Raw genomic sequence first — 19,041 nt, forward strand, 5'->3', positions numbered from 1 at the left:
GATTTTAGGCTTCATTTTTGTATAAATGACAGGCAGTTAAATTTTTTAGTAAAATGAAATACTTTATTCTGTCCGTTGCCGTACTTTTTTTCGCACATTATTCCCAAGCTCAATCTACCTATCACCAAGCATTAGGTGCCAGATTTATTGGAGGAACCACGATATCTTATAAAAATTATATTTCAGATAATAATTTAGAATTTCAAGGATCATTTTGGAAACATGGTTTTCGTTTTGCAGGTTTGTACGAATTTAATTATGCAATCGAGGGTGTTGATGGTTTAAATTTTATTTTAGGACCTGGAGCACATTTAGGCTTTTGGAATAAAGAATATAAGGACAAGAAAGACGCAGGAACAGAATTTGGAATTGATGGAATAATTGGTTTGGATTATAAAATACCAAGTGTACCTATTAATCTCAGCGTTGACTGGCAACCATCTATCGTATTAGCAGGAGGAAGTGATTTTACGCCAAATATGGGCGGTATTGGTATAAGATATACGTTTTAATTATTTTTGCGCAAAGCCACACAGAGACTTATGTATAGCAAAGAGGAAAATTTTCAGTTTAAAAAGGATTTTTGGACCGCATTGGGACAATATTTAAAACCTATCCCCAATAGCGAAGGAGAAGAGATTAATTGGATCAATTATAAAACGGGAATTCGTCAACTAAATTTCCGAATGGATTTGGATAGGAAAAATGCACAAATCGCCATTGAAATCACTCGAAATGACAATAGCGAACGATTAGCAATCTACGAAAAATTTGAAAGTTTGAAAACCATCTTTAACGAAACCATGCAAGAAGATTGGATCTGGCAAGAAAGTTTTTCTAACGAACACAAAAAAATTATTTCTATTATCTACAAAAAATTGCCCGACGTAAGTATCAATGTAAAAGAAAATTGGCCGACTGTCATCACTTTTTTTAAAGAAAGAATCATCAAATTAGATGAATTTTGGAATGATACCAAAGTTGCTTTTGACCAATTTAAATTATAAAAAAAGAGACCAGAAATTTCCGGTCTCTTTTTTTATTTTAGAATGCATATTTGAATCCAATTCCAAATCTTGCCGCTTCGAAATTACTACCATGTGTTAAAGTCCACCATGGACGCCAATCAAACCCAAGAGCAACTGGCGCGCCAGGCACTTTATATTCCAACCCAGCCATAGGGCGAAGAGAGAAATTTGTTTGACTATAATGATCATGACTATAAAACTCGACTTGAGGTCCTATACCGATATTCCATTTTAAACCATTGGCACCATCAATAGGTTGATTATAAGAATATTCAACTCCGATAATTGTGGTGTTATTTCCGAATAACAAATTCACTTGACCAGCATCACTTTCATTAAAATAATGTTTCAAATGTGGTCCTACATACGTACCGCCATTACCGGCATCAATAAATAAACCTAATCCGTTTTCATATGATGCACCACGTCGTTGAGCATTGGCATTTTGGTGAAATCCTATCAAGGAAGCACCTAACAAAGCAATTCCAAGAATAATCTTTTTCATATTATAATGTTTGCCCAATAAAATGCAAATAGCGTGCTAATTTTTGAAAATAAATTAACACGCTATTGAAAAAATTATAATAATAATTTATTGTGCAACATCCCACCACATCCTAGAGGTCATCTTATCCCCATTTGACAATCTAGAAATAGCATCTGTGTAATTTGTAGGATTTGACGTAGCTTCTGTTGTTGGATAGGTAAATCTTCTAGGAATTGTACCTCCAGTAACATTACCAAAATAACTAACTTGAGTTAAAGTTGGATAGCCCGTCCTTCTCCAGTTACTCCAAGCTTCATATTCATCCATAAAAGTTGCCAACCAATATTGTGTATTGATTTGAGATAATGCAGTAGATGAATTATATGGATTTTTGGCCAAATAGGTTGCAATCTGTGCACTTGAGATACCTGTAGAGGCTCCTGTTTGAGTCATTTGCTCCATCGCGGCAGTTACACCTTCTTCATAATAAGAAGACGCATCACCATCAACCCAACCTCTATATGCAGCCTCTGCTAACAATAAAGAATTCTCGGCATAAGTCAAGATAAAAGTTGGCGCATCTAATCTTGCAAAAGTATACCTGTTAACTATAGAATATTTATTGATATCTCCAGGCCAGTTAGTCGCTGTTGATATATCTGTAGTTCCACCTAATTGATCATAACCATTTGGCATACCCAACTGAACACTACTTGTAGTATCTCCATAATTATAACTACTAGTTCCCCATTGTGCACCTGGATTAGTTGATACCGTGGCAAAATAATGCAATCTAGGATCTCCAGTGTTATTTAACATACTAATAAGTGTATTGCTCATTCTATATGCATTAGGATCATCGTAAACCAATATCAAGCCATTTGCATTTCCTGGGGCAGTCGTAACTGCATCGTGTTGAACTATGGCATTATCAGAGTTCGACTCAAACAAACCTCCTGCTACTGCGACCTTTACCCATTTCTCAGCATTTGTAGCATCTACTTTCGTCATTCTCATAGCCAATCTTAACATTTGAGAATATGCTAATTTTTTCCATAAAGTTGGATCCCCTTCATATATCAAATCCGCACTTCCTATAGTATTCGTATTAGAGGTACTTAAATTTTGAGCCGCAGAATCCAATTCATTAAAGAAACTCGTATAGATATCTTCTTGTTTATCATAAGATGGAGTAGTTATCTGTGATAAGTATCCTTTACCTGCATTTGAATATGGAATATCTCCATACAAATCAGTCATCCTTTGATAGATAATTACTCGCAAAATTCTCGTAATATTATATAAATTAACATTAGCACTATCTCCCTTAAATTTATTCATAACCTCTTCAATATAGGTAACTGCTGTAGGAAACTGTCGATCCCAATATGCAGAATTATAAGCCGCGTTATAGGTGTATTTATCACCATTCCAATAGTCTTGAGTAGATGCTAAATGTTGAATCATCGTACTACAGTAAATCATACTATTACGCCAAGCTTCATAATCAGACCCAGCGGTATACATCTCTGCTGCAGTAAACAAATAATTATAATCCATGCTCCCAGAAGTTATGTGCTCGGGATCCGTATTTATCGATTCAAAATTTTTAGTGCAGTTTGTAAACAAAATCCCACTACTAAAAATCATCAATGCTATATATAATATCTTTTTCATTTCAAATTTCATTTTTTTGTGACGAATTCTTGTGGCCTTTACCATTTCCTCAACTAAAATTTAATATTCACGTTAAAACCATAACTTCTAGTCGGCATATAACCATTTCCTTCTAGTCCTTGACCATTACTGTTATTATATGCAGCTTCAGGGTCTATATTAGGAGTATGTTTCATTATAGTCCATAAATTTCGTCCAACGATTCCTACATTAATTCCTTTAATATGCATTCTTTCTAGGGATGCAGTTGGGATGTCGTAAGAGAAGGAAAATTGTCTTAACTTGATGAAACTTGCGTCATAAACAAATTCTTGAGCAATAATGTTAGATGAAGCTAAATTTGTAAAATATGTTTGAGAATTGATAGATGTAGTATTTACACTTCCATCTTCTGTCACACCTTTTCCGACAAAACCATCTTCACGTCCTTGCAATGTAGTTTTTTGTAATCCTGAAGTATACAAACTTAAATTAGTTCCAGAGAACACTTTAGCTCCATATTTGAAATCGAGTAAGAAAGATAGGTTAAAATGCCCTAATGTAAATTGGTTATTAAAACCACCAGTCACCTTATAAACACCAGTACCTAGAGGCACTACACTACTTGTTCTTTCTGCTTGACCATCGCTTGCAAAAATTCTATTCCCTTTCGCATCAGTTTTATAAGCATACCCCATTATTTGTCCATAATTCAATCCAACAACGTTACTAATAGTTACCCCATCACCATTTCTTGGGACCGCACCACTAATAGCAAGGGAGTTTACATCCTCACCTAAATAAAGAACTTTACTATCATTATATGCAATATTAAAAGATGCATTCCATCTAAATTTTTGATTTTTAATAGGATATCCGTTTAACAAGAACTCAATACCCTGATTTCTAATCCTACCGCTATTAGTAATTGCAGATGAATAACCTGACGCAGAACTAGCAGAAACCTGAGCTATATCATTATTCGTCTTTTTATAGTAATAAGCCGCATCAAAACCAAAACGATTATTTAAAAATTGCATATTCATACCAAATTCTCTTTCTTGAATTTGAACTGGTTTTAAATAGGCATTTGGAATCGAGCTATTCGTTATATAGCCCACATTTTGACCATCGATGGTATAACCTTGTAATCCATAAGTCAAGTAAGTTTGATAAGCATTCGTACCATTTGAACCTTGTGCATATGAGCCCCTTAGTTTTAAATAACTAATCCAATTAGGCAATTTAAATGCATCTGATGCAACAAAACTTAAACTTGCAGAAGGATAAAAATATTTGTTACTATTTATAGCTAAAGTTGAGAACCAGTCTTGTCTTCCTGTTAAGTTTAGAAATAAGAAATTTTTATATCCTAAGTTTGCTGCACCAAAAAATGAATTAACTCTATAATGGTTGTAGCTAAGCGTGTAAGGTCTAGTGGATATATTATTAGCTGTATACAAGTACGGTATTAAAAATGGACCTGCGGTACCATCAATGCCATATGTTTTACTGATATCATCTTGGGAGTTACCTCCTACGTTTGCATCTAAAGTAAAATTTTCTCCAAAAGTTTTGTTCATACCCAACATAAAACTTCCGTTCAATTCTCTATAATTCTTTTCCCATTGGCTCAATGAACCTCCATTTGCATATGCAGTACCAGTTGGTGTTATATTTTCATAATCCAATACATACCCATCCCTTGATACTTGAGTCTGTGCGTACAACCAATCATTTATAGTATATTTTAAAGTAGCAGCAGTACTTAATCGATTTCTATCAGATGTATTGGAAAAATTTTGTGTCAAGAAATATGGATTATTGAAGTATAAATTATTACCAGGAGTAAGTTCAGTACCATCTGATTTAACTCTAGGTTTTAACCATCTAACGTCAAATGAATTTGCCAAATAGGTCAATGTTGCATTCACATTCGTTGATGCATCTGACATAGAGGCCCTATTTTTTACTTTTTCAAATACATAATTAGCCGTTACTGTTAGAGATAATTTTTTAGAGATATTAAAAATGGTATTCATGTTAAATACCTGTTGATTCATATTGGAATTTGGTATATTGTTTTTGTTATATAAATCTGAAATTGCAAATCTATATTTAACGAAATCAGAGCTACCGCTCAATGCAACAGAGGATTGATTAGTCAAGCCTGTGTTATAAAAGTTTTTCCAATTATCTCCATTTTTTTGATATTTATAGGTATTGCCTAAAAAATTAACCGCGTCAGAACCATCCATTTTTGCACCCCAGCTCAATGATGCCGTATTAAAGGCTGATGTTTCTGTTGTTGGTTTTATACCTTGCGATCCTTGTCCATATACAGACTGATAGTCCCTATAGTCATATATCGGATTCAATGTAAAATTATTATTTATATCAACCGAGGGCTTATGAGAACTTCCTGATTTAGTTGTAATTAAAATAGCGCCATTACCACCTCTATATCCATACAACGCAGACGCCGCAACACCCTTTAATACTTCAATACTTTGTATATCATCAGGATTTACACTTGATAGTCCATCGCCTAAATCCTGACCACCATACTGTCCTGCACTTCCTTGATTACTATTATCAAAAGGAATTCCATCTATTACATATAATGGCTGATTATTGCCTGTTAATGATGCATTTCCTCTAATAATAACTCTACTGCTCCCAGTTGGTCCAGTAGCATTATTAGCCACGCTAACCCCTGCGACTTTACCTGTTAATGCATTTCCCAAATTAACATCACGAGATTGCGTAAATTGATCCCCCCCAACGGATGTAGTGGAATAGCCTAGTGATTTCTTTTGACGTTTAATACCAAATGCGGAAACAACTACTTCATTACCATTCGTTTCTTCTGGAATCAAAACAACGTTCAAGGGACTTGTATTTGCATTGATTTCCTTTTTTGTAAAGCCAATTGAAGATATTACAAGTATACCTTCCTTATTATTTAGTTTGATAGTAAAATCACCATCGTCATTAGTAGCACCTAAGGCAGACTTGCCCTTTAAAGAGATTGTAGCTCCCACAATAGGTTTTCCAGTTGTATCTTTTACATTTCCAGTTATTACAATAACACCTTGTCCATAAGATTTAAAGAAAATAAGTGAAATGAAAAAAACCAATAAAAAACCTGTAGTTTTTAACTTCATACATGTTTTGATTTAAAGTTTTGAAAAATAGTAGTCTTAAAACAATATTGATGCTGACTTAAATAAGTAATCAATGTATCAGCAATACTTTATAATAATTTTATAAAAGTATTGAAATTAATAGTTAATACAACAATTATGGTAATATTTTTTTTAAAAAAAATTCAAAACATGAAATGCTTTATAATTGGAAACAGCAAATGCTCTTTTTATAAAGGAATTTAGCGGATTGGGATACTTGCAGATTGATTTCCAATAAGAATAAAAACAAAGAAAAATGATTACTCTTAGAAATAGGATTTAAAAGGCATAAACCTAAATCAGATAAATTATATCGAGGATATGTACAACTATGAGAAAATTGAAAAAAATTTCAGTGATAGAGTTACACCTTTACTATTCATAGAATTTATTATTGTAAAAAAAATTCCATATAACGCTGAATAGTTTTGTCATAATTGCAATACATTCTTACTATAACACAATACATGTGTTTGTATTTAATGATTTACCAGTACAATAATTCATATACTTTTCCTTTTCTATGTTATCTAAAAATACAAGAAAAAGGAACGACTATAATAAAGCAAAAAATGCAATTTGATTAAAAATTACTAGGAATCTACTACTATATCCGAAAGAGATTTGTATATTGGTATAATAAGTAACTTATTTTGAATAAAATTTTGTTTAAAAACAAGCAAGGACATTGTACACAAAAATGGAAATTATTAAATATCATGCCATTTAAGTTTAACATCCATCTAATTAGATCATATCCATCACTAACGCCGCAGCTCCGATCAGCTCCACATTAACGTCACCTTTACCTAAATCCGAAATAACCAATTCCGAATTTTCAAATAGTTTTGGAATACAATAAGTATTCAAGGCTTGCTGTATTGGCGCAAGTAATAGTCGGCCAACTTCTGCCCCTCGACCACTTAGGATTATTTGTGCAGGATTAATAATATGAATTAGAATAGAGAGAGCTTTACCAATCTTACTACCCATATCTGAGAACATGGCGATAGCATCTTGATTTCCTCTATTTGCAGCATCCATCAATCTTTGAGAAAGTTCAAACGCATTATCCGAATATTGAATTCCAGAAATATCTCCCTTTTGTAAAAGACGCTGTGCTTTCTCTGCTACAACCAACAAGGTTCCTTCTGTTTCTAAACAACCTCGTTTACCACACTCACACAATAAATCACTCTCGGATATTGGAATATGACTAAATTCTCCTGCTAAACCAAAAGAACCTCTAAATATTTTATGATCTATAATCATACCCAGCCCTATACCCCAACCAATATTTACAACCATGGAATCAGACACCTCTTTAGCCTTGCCAAATCTTAATTCTGCTAACGCAATTACAGAGGAGTCATTATCTAAATAAACAGGTAAACCTAACTGTCTTTCCAAATGCTCAGTTAAAGTAGCACCATCTGGTGTCTGTAAGTAACTATGATGAATTCCTTTTTCTTTATTAATAAAACCTGGAGATGCAATTCCGATTCCAATAATTCTTTCCTTATGATTATGTTTTTGAATAAACGAATTAATAATTGAAATCAATTGATTTAAGGATGCCGGATTCTCATAAAGAGGTAGGGCATGTGTTTCAATAGGCGTAACGGGAGAATTATGCAAATCAAACAATGCGATCTGCGTAAATAGTCTATCCATAGAAATAGATAAAATATACCTTTCGTTGGCTTTTAAGGTATATTCCATGGGACGACGACCTCCTGTTGACGTAGCCAAACCACTTTCTTCAACCCATTCTTCTTGTATTAAAGAAGTAATTGCTTTAGTTACTATTGGTATACTTTTACCCAAAACATTGCTTAGCTCAGCGCAAGACAATCTTTTGTCATAGTATAATAGTTTTATTATTTCTTTCTTTAGAGTGAGTTCATTTAGTTGGGCTCCCATCGTAGTGCAATTTTAATAAGCAATATAGGCTCAATGTCAAACTTATTAAAATATTTTAATAAAATTTCAAATAAATTAAAATAGAATCAATTTTTCTTATAAAAGAACCCAAACTAATTAAAATTTTCCATAACGAGAGCCACGCTACCCATCAATGCACTATTTTTTCCCAATTTAGAAATCGTCAATTCTGTATTTTCCATTAATTTAGGAATGCAATATTGATTCAGAGATTGCTGAATAGGAGCTAATAAAATCCTCCCAACTTTTGCCCCTCTACCACTCAATATAATTTGTTCAGGATTTTCAATATGAATTAATATTGCCAATGCTCGTCCTATCTTTGATCCAATTTCAGAAAATAAAGTAATAGCATCTTGATTGCCATTTTTAGCCGCATCCATTAAATGTTCACTTACCTCATAAATATCATCTGATATAATTTCTAATTCCTCTTTTTTCTTTTCACTAAATTGAATCGCTTTTTTTGCTACTACGAGCAATGTACCTTCTGTCTCCAAGCAACCCTTTTTACCACAATCGCATAGGAGTCCGTCTTCCGCTATCGGAATATGGCTCAACTCTCCTGCAAATCCAGAATGTCCACGATACAATTCACCTTTCACTATCATACCAAGACCAATACCCCAATTAACATTGATAACCATCACATCTTTTTTACCCTTTCCCTCTCCAAATCTCAATTCCGCCAAAGCCAATGTAGAAGAATCGTTATCAATAAATACAGGTAAATCAATTGCCTCTGAAATATAATCACGCAAAGAAGCTTTATTGGGCAATTGCAAATAAGAGAAATTAATCCCTTTGTTTATATCGATAAAGCCAGGCATTGAAATTCCGACGCCCAATATTTTTATGATTTCAATATTCGCTTTATCAACAACTTCTTTTATGGAATGAATTAAAACATTTACAGCTTCTTCATTGTCTTTTAACAACAACTCCATCTCCATTGGCGCGGAGATAGGATTATTTTGTAAATCTAACATAATAATAGAAGTTGAAAATCTATTCATCACCACAGAAATAACATAAAAATCATTTTTGCGAAGGCTATATTTCATAGGTCGTCGCCCCCCGCTAGAAGGTGCCCGCCCTGCTTCTTCTACCCACTTACTAGAAATTAGATCATTAACCACCTTGGTTATTAATGGTACACTTTTTCCTAAAGCCTCACTTAATTCCAATGAAGACAGATTATTTTCATAATATAATTGTCTCACAATACCCTTCTTAAGTGGGGTATCCAAACCTTTAAACGAACGCCATTGAATACTCATACCAAAACGATTATTAAATACAAAAATACCTAAAATATAATCATAAGTTAATACTTTATAATTTTTTTAAAAAGTTTTTAAAAATTAATAAAAATGTTTAATTTTGCACATAGATGAAGATAGCTACTGCAAACGATTGAGTATGATTAGCATCTACTTAATTTCTACTTTAGTTACCTATTTAAAGAAAATATCTAAAATCACTTACCATGAATCTTGTTGATTCTTTTGAGAAAATCCCAGTTGAAATTTTCGCAACACCAAAAGATGGTGCAAAACATGTAGCGGAAACTATCGCTTCTTTAATTAAGGAAAAGTCAGCTACAGGTCAGAATTGCGTATTGGGTCTAGCAACAGGCTCAACGCCTATTTACATCTACGACGAATTAGTTCGTTTGCACAAAGAGGAAGGTTTAAGTTTTAAAAATGTAATCACATTTAACTTAGACGAATATTTTCCTATTGAAAAAAGTGCTACGCAGAGTTATTGGTACTTTATGCATCATCATTTATTTGATCATGTTGATATTGCACCAGAAAATATTCACATTCCTGACGGTTCTCTTCCAAAAGAAAAGGTAAAAGAATTCTGCGCTAATTACGAAAAACAAATCGAAGAAGCTGGTGGCATAGATTTGCAAATTTTAGGAATCGGCGACAATGGTCATATCGGATTTAATGAACCAGGAAGCAGCTTCAACTCCAAAACAAGATTACAAGTTTTGGAAAACAAGACTAGAATTGCTAATTCTAGAGAATTTCAAAATAATATTACATTAGTCCCTCGCTTATCTATAACTATGGGAATCGGAACTATTATGCGTTCCAAAAAAGTTGTTTTAGTTGCTTGGAGCAACAAAGCGCCTATCATTGTTAAAGCTGTAGAAGGTCCTGTAACAGAACAAGTTCCTGCAAGTATTTTGCAACAACACCCAAATGCGTCATTCGTCATTGACGAACCAGGAGCATCAGAATTAACTCGTTTCAAATCCCCTTGGTTGACAGGAGAGATCGAATGGACGCCTAAAACTGTAAAAAAAGCAGTTATCAATATGGCACTTAAACTTAAAAAACCAATTTTGAGTTTATCTGCAAATGATTATAATGAAAATGGTTTGGGTGATTTATTAGCAGAAAAAGGTGATGCGTACCAAATCAATTTGCAAGTATTTTACGAATTGAGAGATAGCATTACAGGCTGGCCTGCAGGCAAACCAAATGTTTCTTTGCCAAATCATCCAGAAAGAAGCAATCCTTATCCAAAACGCGTTCTTTTATTTTCGCCACATCCTGACGATGATGTTATCAGCATGGGTGGTACGTTTGAACGATTACAAGAACAAGGCAATGATGTACACGTTGCTTACCAAACAAGCGGAAATATCGCAGTTACGGATGAGTTCGTAGGTCGTTATTTAGATTTTGCAGTTGGTTTTGATAAATTGATTGGTAGAAGTTCGGACAAAACTGAAGAATTAAAAAATGATGCTAATTCTTTCCTTTCAAATAAAGAAAAAGATGGTAAAGATTCTGAATTTATCCGCCAAACAAAAGGACTAATCAGAAGATGTGAAGCAAAAGCGGCGGCTATGAATGTCGGACTAAAAGAAGATCATATCCATTTCAATAATTTGCCTTTCTATGAATCTGGTACAATTGAAAAATTACCTATGAGTCAGGCGGATGTTGATATTACTAAAAAGCTTTTACGTGAAGTAAAACCTCATCAAGTATATGCTGCAGGTGACTGGGCAGATCCACACGGCACCCACAAAGTTTGTTTCAACGTATTGATGGAAGCATTGCAACAAATCAAAGCAGATGGTGACGAATGGATTAAAGAATGTTGGTTATGGTTATACAAAGGTGCTTGGCAAGAATGGGATATGTCCGATATCGAAATGGCCATCCCAATGAGTCCAGACCAAGTAATGAGCAAACGTTACAATATTTATTTCCACCAAAGTCAAAAAGACATGGTTCCATTTGCAGGAACAGATGCACGTGAATTTTGGCAAAGAGCAGAAGAAAGAAACGCAAATACTGCAAATCTTTATTCTCAATTAGGACTTACAAAATATGCAGCAATTGAAGCCTTTGTAAAATGGCCTTTCTAAATTAAAGCATACATTATATTTGAAAAAAGCATTCCTTCGGGGATGCTTTTTTTATAAAACCTGTATTAAACATAAACTCATACTATTAAAATAGCAAATAAACAATTTGTAACTTTGGTATTCAACCTTAAAAAATGGAACTTTTTAATAGTATCAAATCAATGCTTGGAAAACAAATTGAGAAAGAAGTCAAAATAACCGAAACTATTACGGATGGAGTATCTGACAAAGTAAGAAATCCTTTCATTTTTACGTTTATTATAACTTGGATTATACATAATTGGACAATAGTATATTCATTCTTTTTTATTGATCAAAAATGTACTCTTGAAGAAAAAATTGAATATTTTAAACAATATTGGCGACAAAAAAATTTATTTGGCTTTCATTATGGTTTTATTGGAGACCTTATAATATGTATTGTTGTAGCAACTATTGTTTTGATAATTACCTATTTATGCAAACTCGGATCTAAAAAATTATCAATTTTATATAACAATTCAATTATTAGAATTTCAAATACAAGATTAATCACCAAAGAAGAGTATAAGGAACTTCAGAAAGAGATTGATTCTAAACAAAATGAGATAGACAAACTTCAAGGAGATAGAGTAAAATTTGATTCTAAAATAAATCAAAAAGAAGATATCATTGGTAATTTAAATAATGAAAAAAGTAAATTAAATGATGAATTTGATGAATTTAAAAAAGCTAATAATAAAAATATTGAACAAAAAAACAAGGCAAACTTCGACTTCAATCTAGTTGTGAATATGCTAGAATCAGAAAAGGAGATTCCTCAATTCTTAGAATATATTATGTCAAATTTGGGATTGTCTGATTCCAAAGATTGGGGATTTGAAGCATTTTATAATCATTTTGGAAATTACCTGAAGAAAAGCCCAGAATTGTTTTTGAACAACTATGCCAACCTTTTCAACTCTTTAAAAATTCAAGTAATTTCATATTTAATTTTTAGTCCAAATGGAATATACGTTCAAATTAAAAATATTCCATATGCCCAATCAACGATTTCATTTCTGGAAGAAAATAATTTAATCACGATAGTAGAAAGAGAATCTTCAAAATATTATGTAATTACAAATAGTAAAGAAATTAATTATAAAAACATTATGGGTTTTTTATTACTCGCATTATATAATAGAAGCTTTATAGTAAAAAATCAAAGTCATAGGGAAAAAAGATAAATTTAACCATTTCAAATAAGATAATATTTCGATTCCATTTTAGAGAATTATATCTGTTTCAATAGAAAACAGAACTATTTCCGCAGATTACGTACAATTTCCTAATTTTGCAAGTCTATATTTACAATGGAAATTATAATCATACTGATTTTAATTTTGTTCAATGCTTTTTTCTCCATGGCGGAGATCGCATTAATTTCTTCAAGAAAGGCAAGATTAGAAGCAGACGCACACAAGGGTGACGCTAAAGCCAAAAAAGCGCTCAAACTCATCAACAAACCTAACGTTTTCTTATCAACGGTTCAGATTGGTATTACTTTAGTCGGCATATTAACGGGTATATTTTCTGGTGATTCTATCAAAATGGAACTATCCAGCAAACTTTCTCAAATAGAATTTTTAAGACCTTATAGTCAAGTAATTTCTACAGTTACTTTGGTCATCATCATTACTTATTTGTCGTTAGTAATTGGTGAATTGGTTCCAAAAAGGATCGGCCTAGCCAATCCAGAAAAAACAGCCAAATGGGTTACTGGACCGATGCGTGGCTTAATATTTATAACCTATCCATTTATTTGGTTATTGAATAAATCCACCGATTTGATAATACGATTATTGCATATTGAAAAGAATCAAAATCAAATCAGCGAAGAAGAAATCAAAGCTATCATCAACGAGGGAACCGAACAAGGAACTATCGAGCAAGCTGAAAAACAAATCATTACACGTGTATTCTCTTTGGGAGATCGTAATATCACTTCGATGATGACCCATCGCAATGATGTCGTCTGGTTAGACCAAGAATTAACGGTAAGTGAAGTCAAAAATGAATACGAACTACATACAGTCTATCCTGTATGTGAAAAACATTTGGATCAAATAAAAGGCGTTGTATTTATTAAAGATCTTTTCGCGGCTCCCGATAGCAAAAAAATAAAGGAAATTTTGCAACCTGTCATGTATGTACCGGAAAATATTTCGGCATATCATTTATTGGAAAAATTCAAAAAAAGTAAAATTCATTATGCCATTATCGTAGACGAATATGGCACACTACAAGGAATTATTACATTACATGATATTTTAGAAGCTATTGTCGGTGACATGGCAGATCAGGATGAAACAGAATTGGATATTGTCAAAAGAGCTGACGGCTCATACATCGTCGATGGACAGATATCATTCTTCGATTTCCTTTCGTATTTCCATAGGGAATCTTGGATCGAAGAGGATGATAGTGATGAATTTGATACGCTTGCAGGTTTTTTATTACATCATCTAGAACATATACCTATAGAAGGCGAAAAATATGTTTGGCGTTGTTTTGACATTGAAGTTATCGATATGGACAATCATAGAATCGATAAACTTTTGGTCACTTATACACCTCCTGCGAAAAATGAAGATGATGAGGATGAATAATATTTCTACATTTATTTGAATTTCATCTTACATTTATTGCAAATATTACAACCTATTATGAAGACGAAATCTTTTTCATTAGCATTATTAACTACCCTCATTAGTGTTTCCTCATTTGCACAAAAAAAGTATGACATCAAGTTTAACTTAAAGCCAAAAGAGCAATATGATATATCTACGACCATGAAGAGTACAATCAATCAGATGGGAATGGATATCCATATGGATATGGTGGGTAAAACGGTTTACGACATCGAAAAATCTGGGGAAAATACAGCCGTAAATATGCATTACAAACACTTAGATGTTAATGTAGACGCCATGGGTAAAGATATTAAATTGAGCAGCGATAGTTCTAATAAAGAAAGCGAAACTTTAAAAAAAATAACACAATTACAGTTTCAAGCGATTTTGGATAAAAAAGGAAATATTGTAAAAATTATTGGTGCTGATTCATTAAAAGCAATGATGGGAAGTGCTGGTCAATATTTCAACTCAGAATCTATCAAAAAATTATTCGAACAATCCTTTCAAATATATCCAGATGGACCGGTTGCAGTAGGGGATACTTGGAAAAAAACATTAAATGTTAAAAATGGGATCGACCTTACTGCAAATACCATTTATACATTGGAAAAAGTGGAAGGAACAACAGCATTTGTAAAAATTACAGGAACAATTGGATCTAATGGCCTTCAAAAATTCGAAACAAATGGCATGACATTAGAAATGTCTTTGGATGGCACTCAATCTGGAGAATTGCAAATTAATACTAAAACTGGCATGTTTGATTCTTCCAATATCATACAAGATTTGAGTGGAAAAATAAATGCAATGGGACAAGAAATCCCAATGAAAATAAATACTAATGCAACGCTTAGTTCAACTAAAGTGAAATAGTTAAAGAGATAATTGTATAAAAAGAAAGGACGCAATTTTCATTGCGTCCTTTCTTTTTATATGTTAAGCCTTCTTTTTCTTTGTAGTAGCAGCTTTACGCTTTTTAGGAGGATTGGCTTTTTGCTCTTCAATAATGGCTTTTGCCTCTTCAACTGTGAGATCCGTAACCTTATCTTGTTGCTCTTTATTCAATTTGTAATTACGCAAACCCACTTTTAAATAAGGACCATAAGGACCTTTCAAAACTTGAATTTTTTCTTTTTCAAATATCTTGATCGTACGTTCTTCTTTTGCTTTACGTTTTTCTTCTATCAAAGGTCCGACTTCGTCCAATTCAACAGAATACGGATCCATCTCTTTCGTTAAAGAATAGAATTTTTTGTCATGCATTGCATACGGACCAAATCTTCCAATATTGACCATTACATCTTCACCCTCAAATTTGCCGAGATTTCTTGGCAATTTGAATAATTCCAATGCTTCATCCAAAGTAATCGTTTCGATACTTTGATCTTTACGAAGGGCAGCAAATTGTGGTTTTTCTTCATCCTCTTGGCTTCCGATCTGAACCATCGGACCGAAACGTCCCATTCGCGCGATGATTTTTTTACCTTCAGAAGTTGTTCCCAATTCACGTTCTCCTTTTACACGCTCAGCAGTCTCCATGGTAGATTCTACATTTTCATGAAAAGGTTGGTAAAAGCCATCAATCATATTATTCCACTTCAATTTACCACCTGCAATCTCATCAAATTCATTCTCTACCCTAGCGGTGAAATGATAATCCATCACGTTTTTAAAATGATCACTTAGGAAATCCGTAACCACCAAACCTAAATCCGTAGGAAATAGTTTACCTCTTTCCGTTCCGAAAGTTTCTACTAAATTCACTTTAGCGATTTCATCATTCGCATTTAATGTCAATTTTTGCGCAGCTCTTTCTACTCCATCCTTATCTCTTTTTTCTACATAATTTCTTTTGGTAATTGTCGTAATCGTTGGCGCATACGTAGATGGGCGACCAATTCCTAATTCTTCTAATTTTTTTACCAAAGACGCTTCAGTGTAGCGTGGTGCAGGACGAGAAAATTTTTCGGAAGCCACTATTTCTTTCAAATCGACAGCCTGACCGACAGCTAAAGGAGGCAAAACACCTTCTTTCTCTTCGTCATCGTCGTCATCGCGACCTTCTAAATACACTTTCAAAAAGCCATCAAATTTCAATACTTCACCTGAAGCGTTTAATTGCTCTTTATTAGAAGAAATTTCAATTTTTGCATTCGTTTTTTCAAACTCTGCGTCGCTCATTTGCGAAGCAATCGTTCTTTTCCAAATCAAATTATACAATGCTCGTGTGTCCGCATCTGTAATCGTGTGATCGTGAATATAAGTTGGTCGAATCGCTTCGTGCGCTTCTTGCGCATTTTCATTTTTATTCTTATAATGACGAGGTTTATGGTAATTCGCTCCGTATGCTTGGTTGATTTCTTTTTCGATATCCGCCATCGCCAATTCACTCAGATTGACAGCATCCGTTCTCATATAAGTAATCAAACCATTTTCATATAATTGTTGTGCCAATCGCATCGTACGACTCACACTATATCCCAATTTACGAGAAGCTTCTTGTTGCAAAGTGGACGTCGTAAATGGCGCCGCCGGCGTCCTTTTCGTTGGTTTTACTTGCACATCCACTACTTTGTACGTAGATTTTTTGCAACTATCTAAAAACGTTTCCGCGTCTTGTACACTTTTCAATTTAGCAGGACCATCTGCTTTGAAAACGACATCTTTCTTATTAATATCTTTCGCGACGAAATGTCCTTCAACTTTGAACGAGCTTTCGGCTTTGAATGCATTGATTTCTCTTTCACGTTCTGCAATTAATTTAACTGCAACACTTTGTACACGACCAGCACTTAAGCTACGTTGCATACCGACTTTGCGCCAAAGAACAGGACTCAATTCAAATCCCACTAAACGATCTAGTATTCTTCTTGCTTGCTGCGCATCCACCAAATTCATATCGATGGTACGCGGATTTTTCACCGCATTTTCAATTGCCGGCTTGGTAATTTCATGGAAAACAATACGTTTCGTTGTTTTAGGATCTAAACCTAATACTTCTGCCAAATGCCAACTAATCGCTTCTCCTTCACGGTCCTCATCCGATGCAAGCCAAACTTCTTGGACTTTTTTAGCTTGTTGTTTTAATTCGGTGACGACTTTCTTTTTATCCTCAGGAACAATGTATTTGGGTAAATAATTATGCGCGACATCTATGCCCATGTTATCCTTATCCAAATCTCTAACATGCCCATAGCTACTTTTAACTTCGAAATCGCTACCTAAATATTTTTCAATTGTTTTCGCCTTTGCAGGGGACTCGACAATCAACAAGTTTTTTGCCATAATCTATACATTTGTCTCTCAAGGAAGAACGTCATTTTGATTTTTTTGCCATAATTGGCTCAAATGCAGTTCTTTCATGCAATAATACACACAATGCTTTTAAAATTGTATAATAAAATTTTTATTTCTTGGTATTACTCAAATCTAATTGGTGGTGATCCGCATACATTTTTCCATATCCCCAAAGTAAATCCAACTGATTTTGTACTGTTTTTTCATCCTTATCCAAAAGCTCGATTGCCTTTATAAATAGTAAAGAATCATTCATTTGATGCTCATCTTTCCATTTAGCCAATTGCATATATTTAGTTTCCTGATCTTGGATCACGAGATTATATACACCGACAGAAGTTTCCATCATATTTTTTGCATCGGTTGTTTCTTTTAATGCCTTTATTTTATCCAAAGAAGCTTTGTTTACAGCAATTTTCTCTGCGATTACTTTTTGATAAGTAGCGCTATCCAGATTTTTTGTTTTTTCATTAAAAACCATCGGAGGCAAAGCCAATATACTGCGAATTTCTCCGGCACCGAAATGCTCGATATAACTTGTGCTCAAAACGCATCTACTAAAATATTCCAATGGCGCGGGACTGTTACAAGAAATCAAAAATGATAATATCAATAACCAAAGAATGTTCTTTTTCATTTGGCAAATCTAAAATCAATTTTTATTTACTTACAAAAACTAATTGGAAAAATTACAAGCGGCCTTCATCTCCGTAACTATAATAACCCATATCACTTACTATTATATGATCTAACATTTCGATATCTAACAGTCTAGCCGCTTCTTGTATTTTTTGAGTTACGCTATCGTCCGCTTTGCTAGGTTGCAGATTACCGCTCGGGTGATTGTGACTGATAATCAATTTGGTAGCATTTTGTTGTAAGGCTTTTTTCATAATTACTTTGGTATCGACAATCGTAGCAGAATGTCCTCCGTGGCTGACAATTTCGTAATGAATAATCTTGTTTCCCGTATTGAGAAATACGACTACAAAAACCTCTTCTGCATAATGTTGAAATTGCGCTTGCAAAAATGCAGCGGCGTCTTCGCTTGTGCGAATGGTTTCTTTTTTCTTGGAAATCACTTCTCTTCGAATTCCCAATTCTAATGCAGCCGCTATGGCGACAGACTTTGCTTCGCCAATTCCTTTGATTTTTAAACCTTGAATATCTTTTACGGTCAAACCAGCTAATTTTTGTAATTGATTATCACAAGACGCTAAGAGTTTTTGAGCGACTTGTACGGCACTTGCCTCTTTCGTTCCATTATTGATGATTATTGCAATTAGCTCGGCATCACTTAGACTCGATTTACCTTTAAGAAGTAATTTTTCTCGAGGACGATCATCTTCTGCCCAATTTTTAATGGAAGTTACAGACATAAACAGTG

General features: G+C 33.7%; 14 protein-coding genes. 6 read left to right on the forward strand and 8 right to left on the reverse strand.

Features of this window, described 5'->3' with window-relative positions; translation table 11 throughout:
* Positions 1 to 53 precede the first annotated feature (53 nt).
* Both E0W69_RS13960 and E0W69_RS13965 read left to right on the forward strand, forming a co-directional pair.
* On the forward strand, positions 54 to 512 hold the full coding sequence (locus E0W69_RS13960; RefSeq protein WP_131330651.1) for a hypothetical protein: 459 nt from the start codon (positions 54 to 56) through the stop codon (positions 510 to 512).
* A 30-nt stretch (positions 513 to 542) separates the two neighbouring features.
* A complete protein-coding gene (locus tag E0W69_RS13965) occupies positions 543 to 1,007 on the forward strand; it encodes a DUF4268 domain-containing protein (RefSeq protein WP_131330652.1) in 465 nt (154 codons plus the stop codon).
* A 37-nt stretch (positions 1,008 to 1,044) separates the two neighbouring features.
* On the opposite strand, the gene E0W69_RS13970 is transcribed toward E0W69_RS13965, so the two are convergent.
* The 5 genes from E0W69_RS13970 to E0W69_RS13990 all read right to left on the reverse strand — a co-directional run bounded on the left by E0W69_RS13970 (position 1,045) and on the right by E0W69_RS13990 (position 9,583).
* Complete coding sequence (locus E0W69_RS13970; protein WP_131330653.1) at positions 1,045 to 1,533, reverse strand: hypothetical protein; 489 nt, start codon at positions 1,531 to 1,533, stop codon at positions 1,045 to 1,047.
* Between the two features lie 87 nt (positions 1,534 to 1,620).
* Positions 1,621 to 3,192: a SusD/RagB family nutrient-binding outer membrane lipoprotein gene (locus E0W69_RS13975; RefSeq protein WP_191967850.1), complete on the reverse strand. Its 1,572-nt coding sequence runs from the start codon at positions 3,190 to 3,192 to the stop codon at positions 1,621 to 1,623.
* Between the two features lie 53 nt (positions 3,193 to 3,245).
* The gene (locus tag E0W69_RS13980; RefSeq protein ID WP_131330655.1) at positions 3,246 to 6,338 is read right to left on the reverse strand and encodes a SusC/RagA family TonB-linked outer membrane protein; all 3,093 of its coding nucleotides are present in this window, start codon (positions 6,336 to 6,338) and stop codon (positions 3,246 to 3,248) included.
* 768 nt (positions 6,339 to 7,106) lie between these two features.
* Entirely contained in the window at positions 7,107 to 8,282 is a 1,176-nt protein-coding gene (locus E0W69_RS13985; RefSeq protein ID WP_131330656.1) for an ROK family protein, read from the reverse strand.
* A gap of 113 nt (positions 8,283 to 8,395) precedes the next feature.
* Positions 8,396 to 9,583, reverse strand: coding sequence for an ROK family protein (locus tag E0W69_RS13990; protein ID WP_131330657.1), 1,188 nt, complete (start codon positions 9,581 to 9,583; stop codon positions 8,396 to 8,398).
* A gap of 209 nt (positions 9,584 to 9,792) precedes the next feature.
* Between E0W69_RS13990 and nagB the strand changes: the two genes are divergently transcribed.
* The 4 genes from nagB to E0W69_RS14010 all read left to right on the forward strand — a co-directional run bounded on the left by nagB (position 9,793) and on the right by E0W69_RS14010 (position 15,230).
* Complete coding sequence (nagB, locus tag E0W69_RS13995; RefSeq protein ID WP_131330658.1) at positions 9,793 to 11,700, forward strand: glucosamine-6-phosphate deaminase; 1,908 nt, start codon at positions 9,793 to 9,795, stop codon at positions 11,698 to 11,700.
* 134 nt (positions 11,701 to 11,834) lie between these two features.
* On the forward strand, positions 11,835 to 12,908 hold the full coding sequence (locus E0W69_RS14000) for a BAR domain-containing protein (RefSeq protein ID WP_131330659.1): 1,074 nt from the start codon (positions 11,835 to 11,837) through the stop codon (positions 12,906 to 12,908).
* Positions 12,909 to 13,085: 177 nt separating this feature from the next.
* Positions 13,086 to 14,330 (forward strand): hemolysin family protein, encoded by a 1,245-nt coding sequence (locus tag E0W69_RS14005; protein ID WP_255478203.1) that lies wholly within the window; start codon positions 13,086 to 13,088, stop codon positions 14,328 to 14,330.
* 57 nt (positions 14,331 to 14,387) lie between these two features.
* On the forward strand, positions 14,388 to 15,230 hold the full coding sequence (locus tag E0W69_RS14010) for a DUF6263 family protein (RefSeq protein WP_131330661.1): 843 nt from the start codon (positions 14,388 to 14,390) through the stop codon (positions 15,228 to 15,230).
* 63 nt (positions 15,231 to 15,293) lie between these two features.
* On the opposite strand, the gene topA is transcribed toward E0W69_RS14010, so the two are convergent.
* The 3 genes from topA to radC all read right to left on the reverse strand — a co-directional run bounded on the left by topA (position 15,294) and on the right by radC (position 19,033).
* Positions 15,294 to 17,642 carry a type I DNA topoisomerase gene (topA, locus tag E0W69_RS14015; RefSeq protein WP_131330662.1) on the reverse strand — a complete coding sequence of 783 codons (2,349 nt, stop codon included), beginning with the start codon at positions 17,640 to 17,642 and terminating at the stop codon, positions 15,294 to 15,296.
* Between the two features lie 121 nt (positions 17,643 to 17,763).
* On the reverse strand, positions 17,764 to 18,291 hold the full coding sequence (locus tag E0W69_RS14020) for a hypothetical protein (protein WP_131330663.1): 528 nt from the start codon (positions 18,289 to 18,291) through the stop codon (positions 17,764 to 17,766).
* A gap of 52 nt (positions 18,292 to 18,343) precedes the next feature.
* Positions 18,344 to 19,033 (reverse strand): RadC family protein, encoded by a 690-nt coding sequence (radC, locus tag E0W69_RS14025; RefSeq protein ID WP_131330664.1) that lies wholly within the window; start codon positions 19,031 to 19,033, stop codon positions 18,344 to 18,346.
* Between the last annotated feature and the right edge of the window lie 8 nt (positions 19,034 to 19,041).

The organism is Rhizosphaericola mali (assembly GCF_004337365.2).
In the GTDB taxonomy this organism is placed as follows: Bacteria; Bacteroidota; Bacteroidia; order Chitinophagales; family Chitinophagaceae; genus Rhizosphaericola; species Rhizosphaericola mali.

Coding starts and splice junctions, on each gene's coding strand:
- E0W69_RS13960 (WP_131330651.1), top strand. CDS start 54: ATGAAATACTTTATTCTGTCCGTTGCCGTACTTTTTTTCGCACATTAT.
- E0W69_RS13965 (WP_131330652.1), top strand. CDS start 543: ATGTATAGCAAAGAGGAAAATTTTCAGTTTAAAAAGGATTTTTGGACC.
- E0W69_RS13970 (WP_131330653.1), bottom strand. CDS start 1,533: ATGAAAAAGATTATTCTTGGAATTGCTTTGTTAGGTGCTTCCTTGATA.
- E0W69_RS13975 (WP_191967850.1), bottom strand. CDS start 3,192: ATGAAAAAGATATTATATATAGCATTGATGATTTTTAGTAGTGGGATT.
- E0W69_RS13980 (WP_131330655.1), bottom strand. CDS start 6,338: ATGAAGTTAAAAACTACAGGTTTTTTATTGGTTTTTTTCATTTCACTT.
- E0W69_RS13985 (WP_131330656.1), bottom strand. CDS start 8,282: ATGGGAGCCCAACTAAATGAACTCACTCTAAAGAAAGAAATAATAAAA.
- E0W69_RS13990 (WP_131330657.1), bottom strand. CDS start 9,583: ATGAGTATTCAATGGCGTTCGTTTAAAGGTTTGGATACCCCACTTAAG.
- nagB (WP_131330658.1), top strand. CDS start 9,793: ATGAATCTTGTTGATTCTTTTGAGAAAATCCCAGTTGAAATTTTCGCA.
- E0W69_RS14000 (WP_131330659.1), top strand. CDS start 11,835: ATGGAACTTTTTAATAGTATCAAATCAATGCTTGGAAAACAAATTGAG.
- E0W69_RS14005 (WP_255478203.1), top strand. CDS start 13,086: ATGGCGGAGATCGCATTAATTTCTTCAAGAAAGGCAAGATTAGAAGCA.
- E0W69_RS14010 (WP_131330661.1), top strand. CDS start 14,388: ATGAAGACGAAATCTTTTTCATTAGCATTATTAACTACCCTCATTAGT.
- topA (WP_131330662.1), bottom strand. CDS start 17,642: ATGGCAAAAAACTTGTTGATTGTCGAGTCCCCTGCAAAGGCGAAAACA.
- E0W69_RS14020 (WP_131330663.1), bottom strand. CDS start 18,291: ATGAAAAAGAACATTCTTTGGTTATTGATATTATCATTTTTGATTTCT.
- radC (WP_131330664.1), bottom strand. CDS start 19,033: ATGTCTGTAACTTCCATTAAAAATTGGGCAGAAGATGATCGTCCTCGA.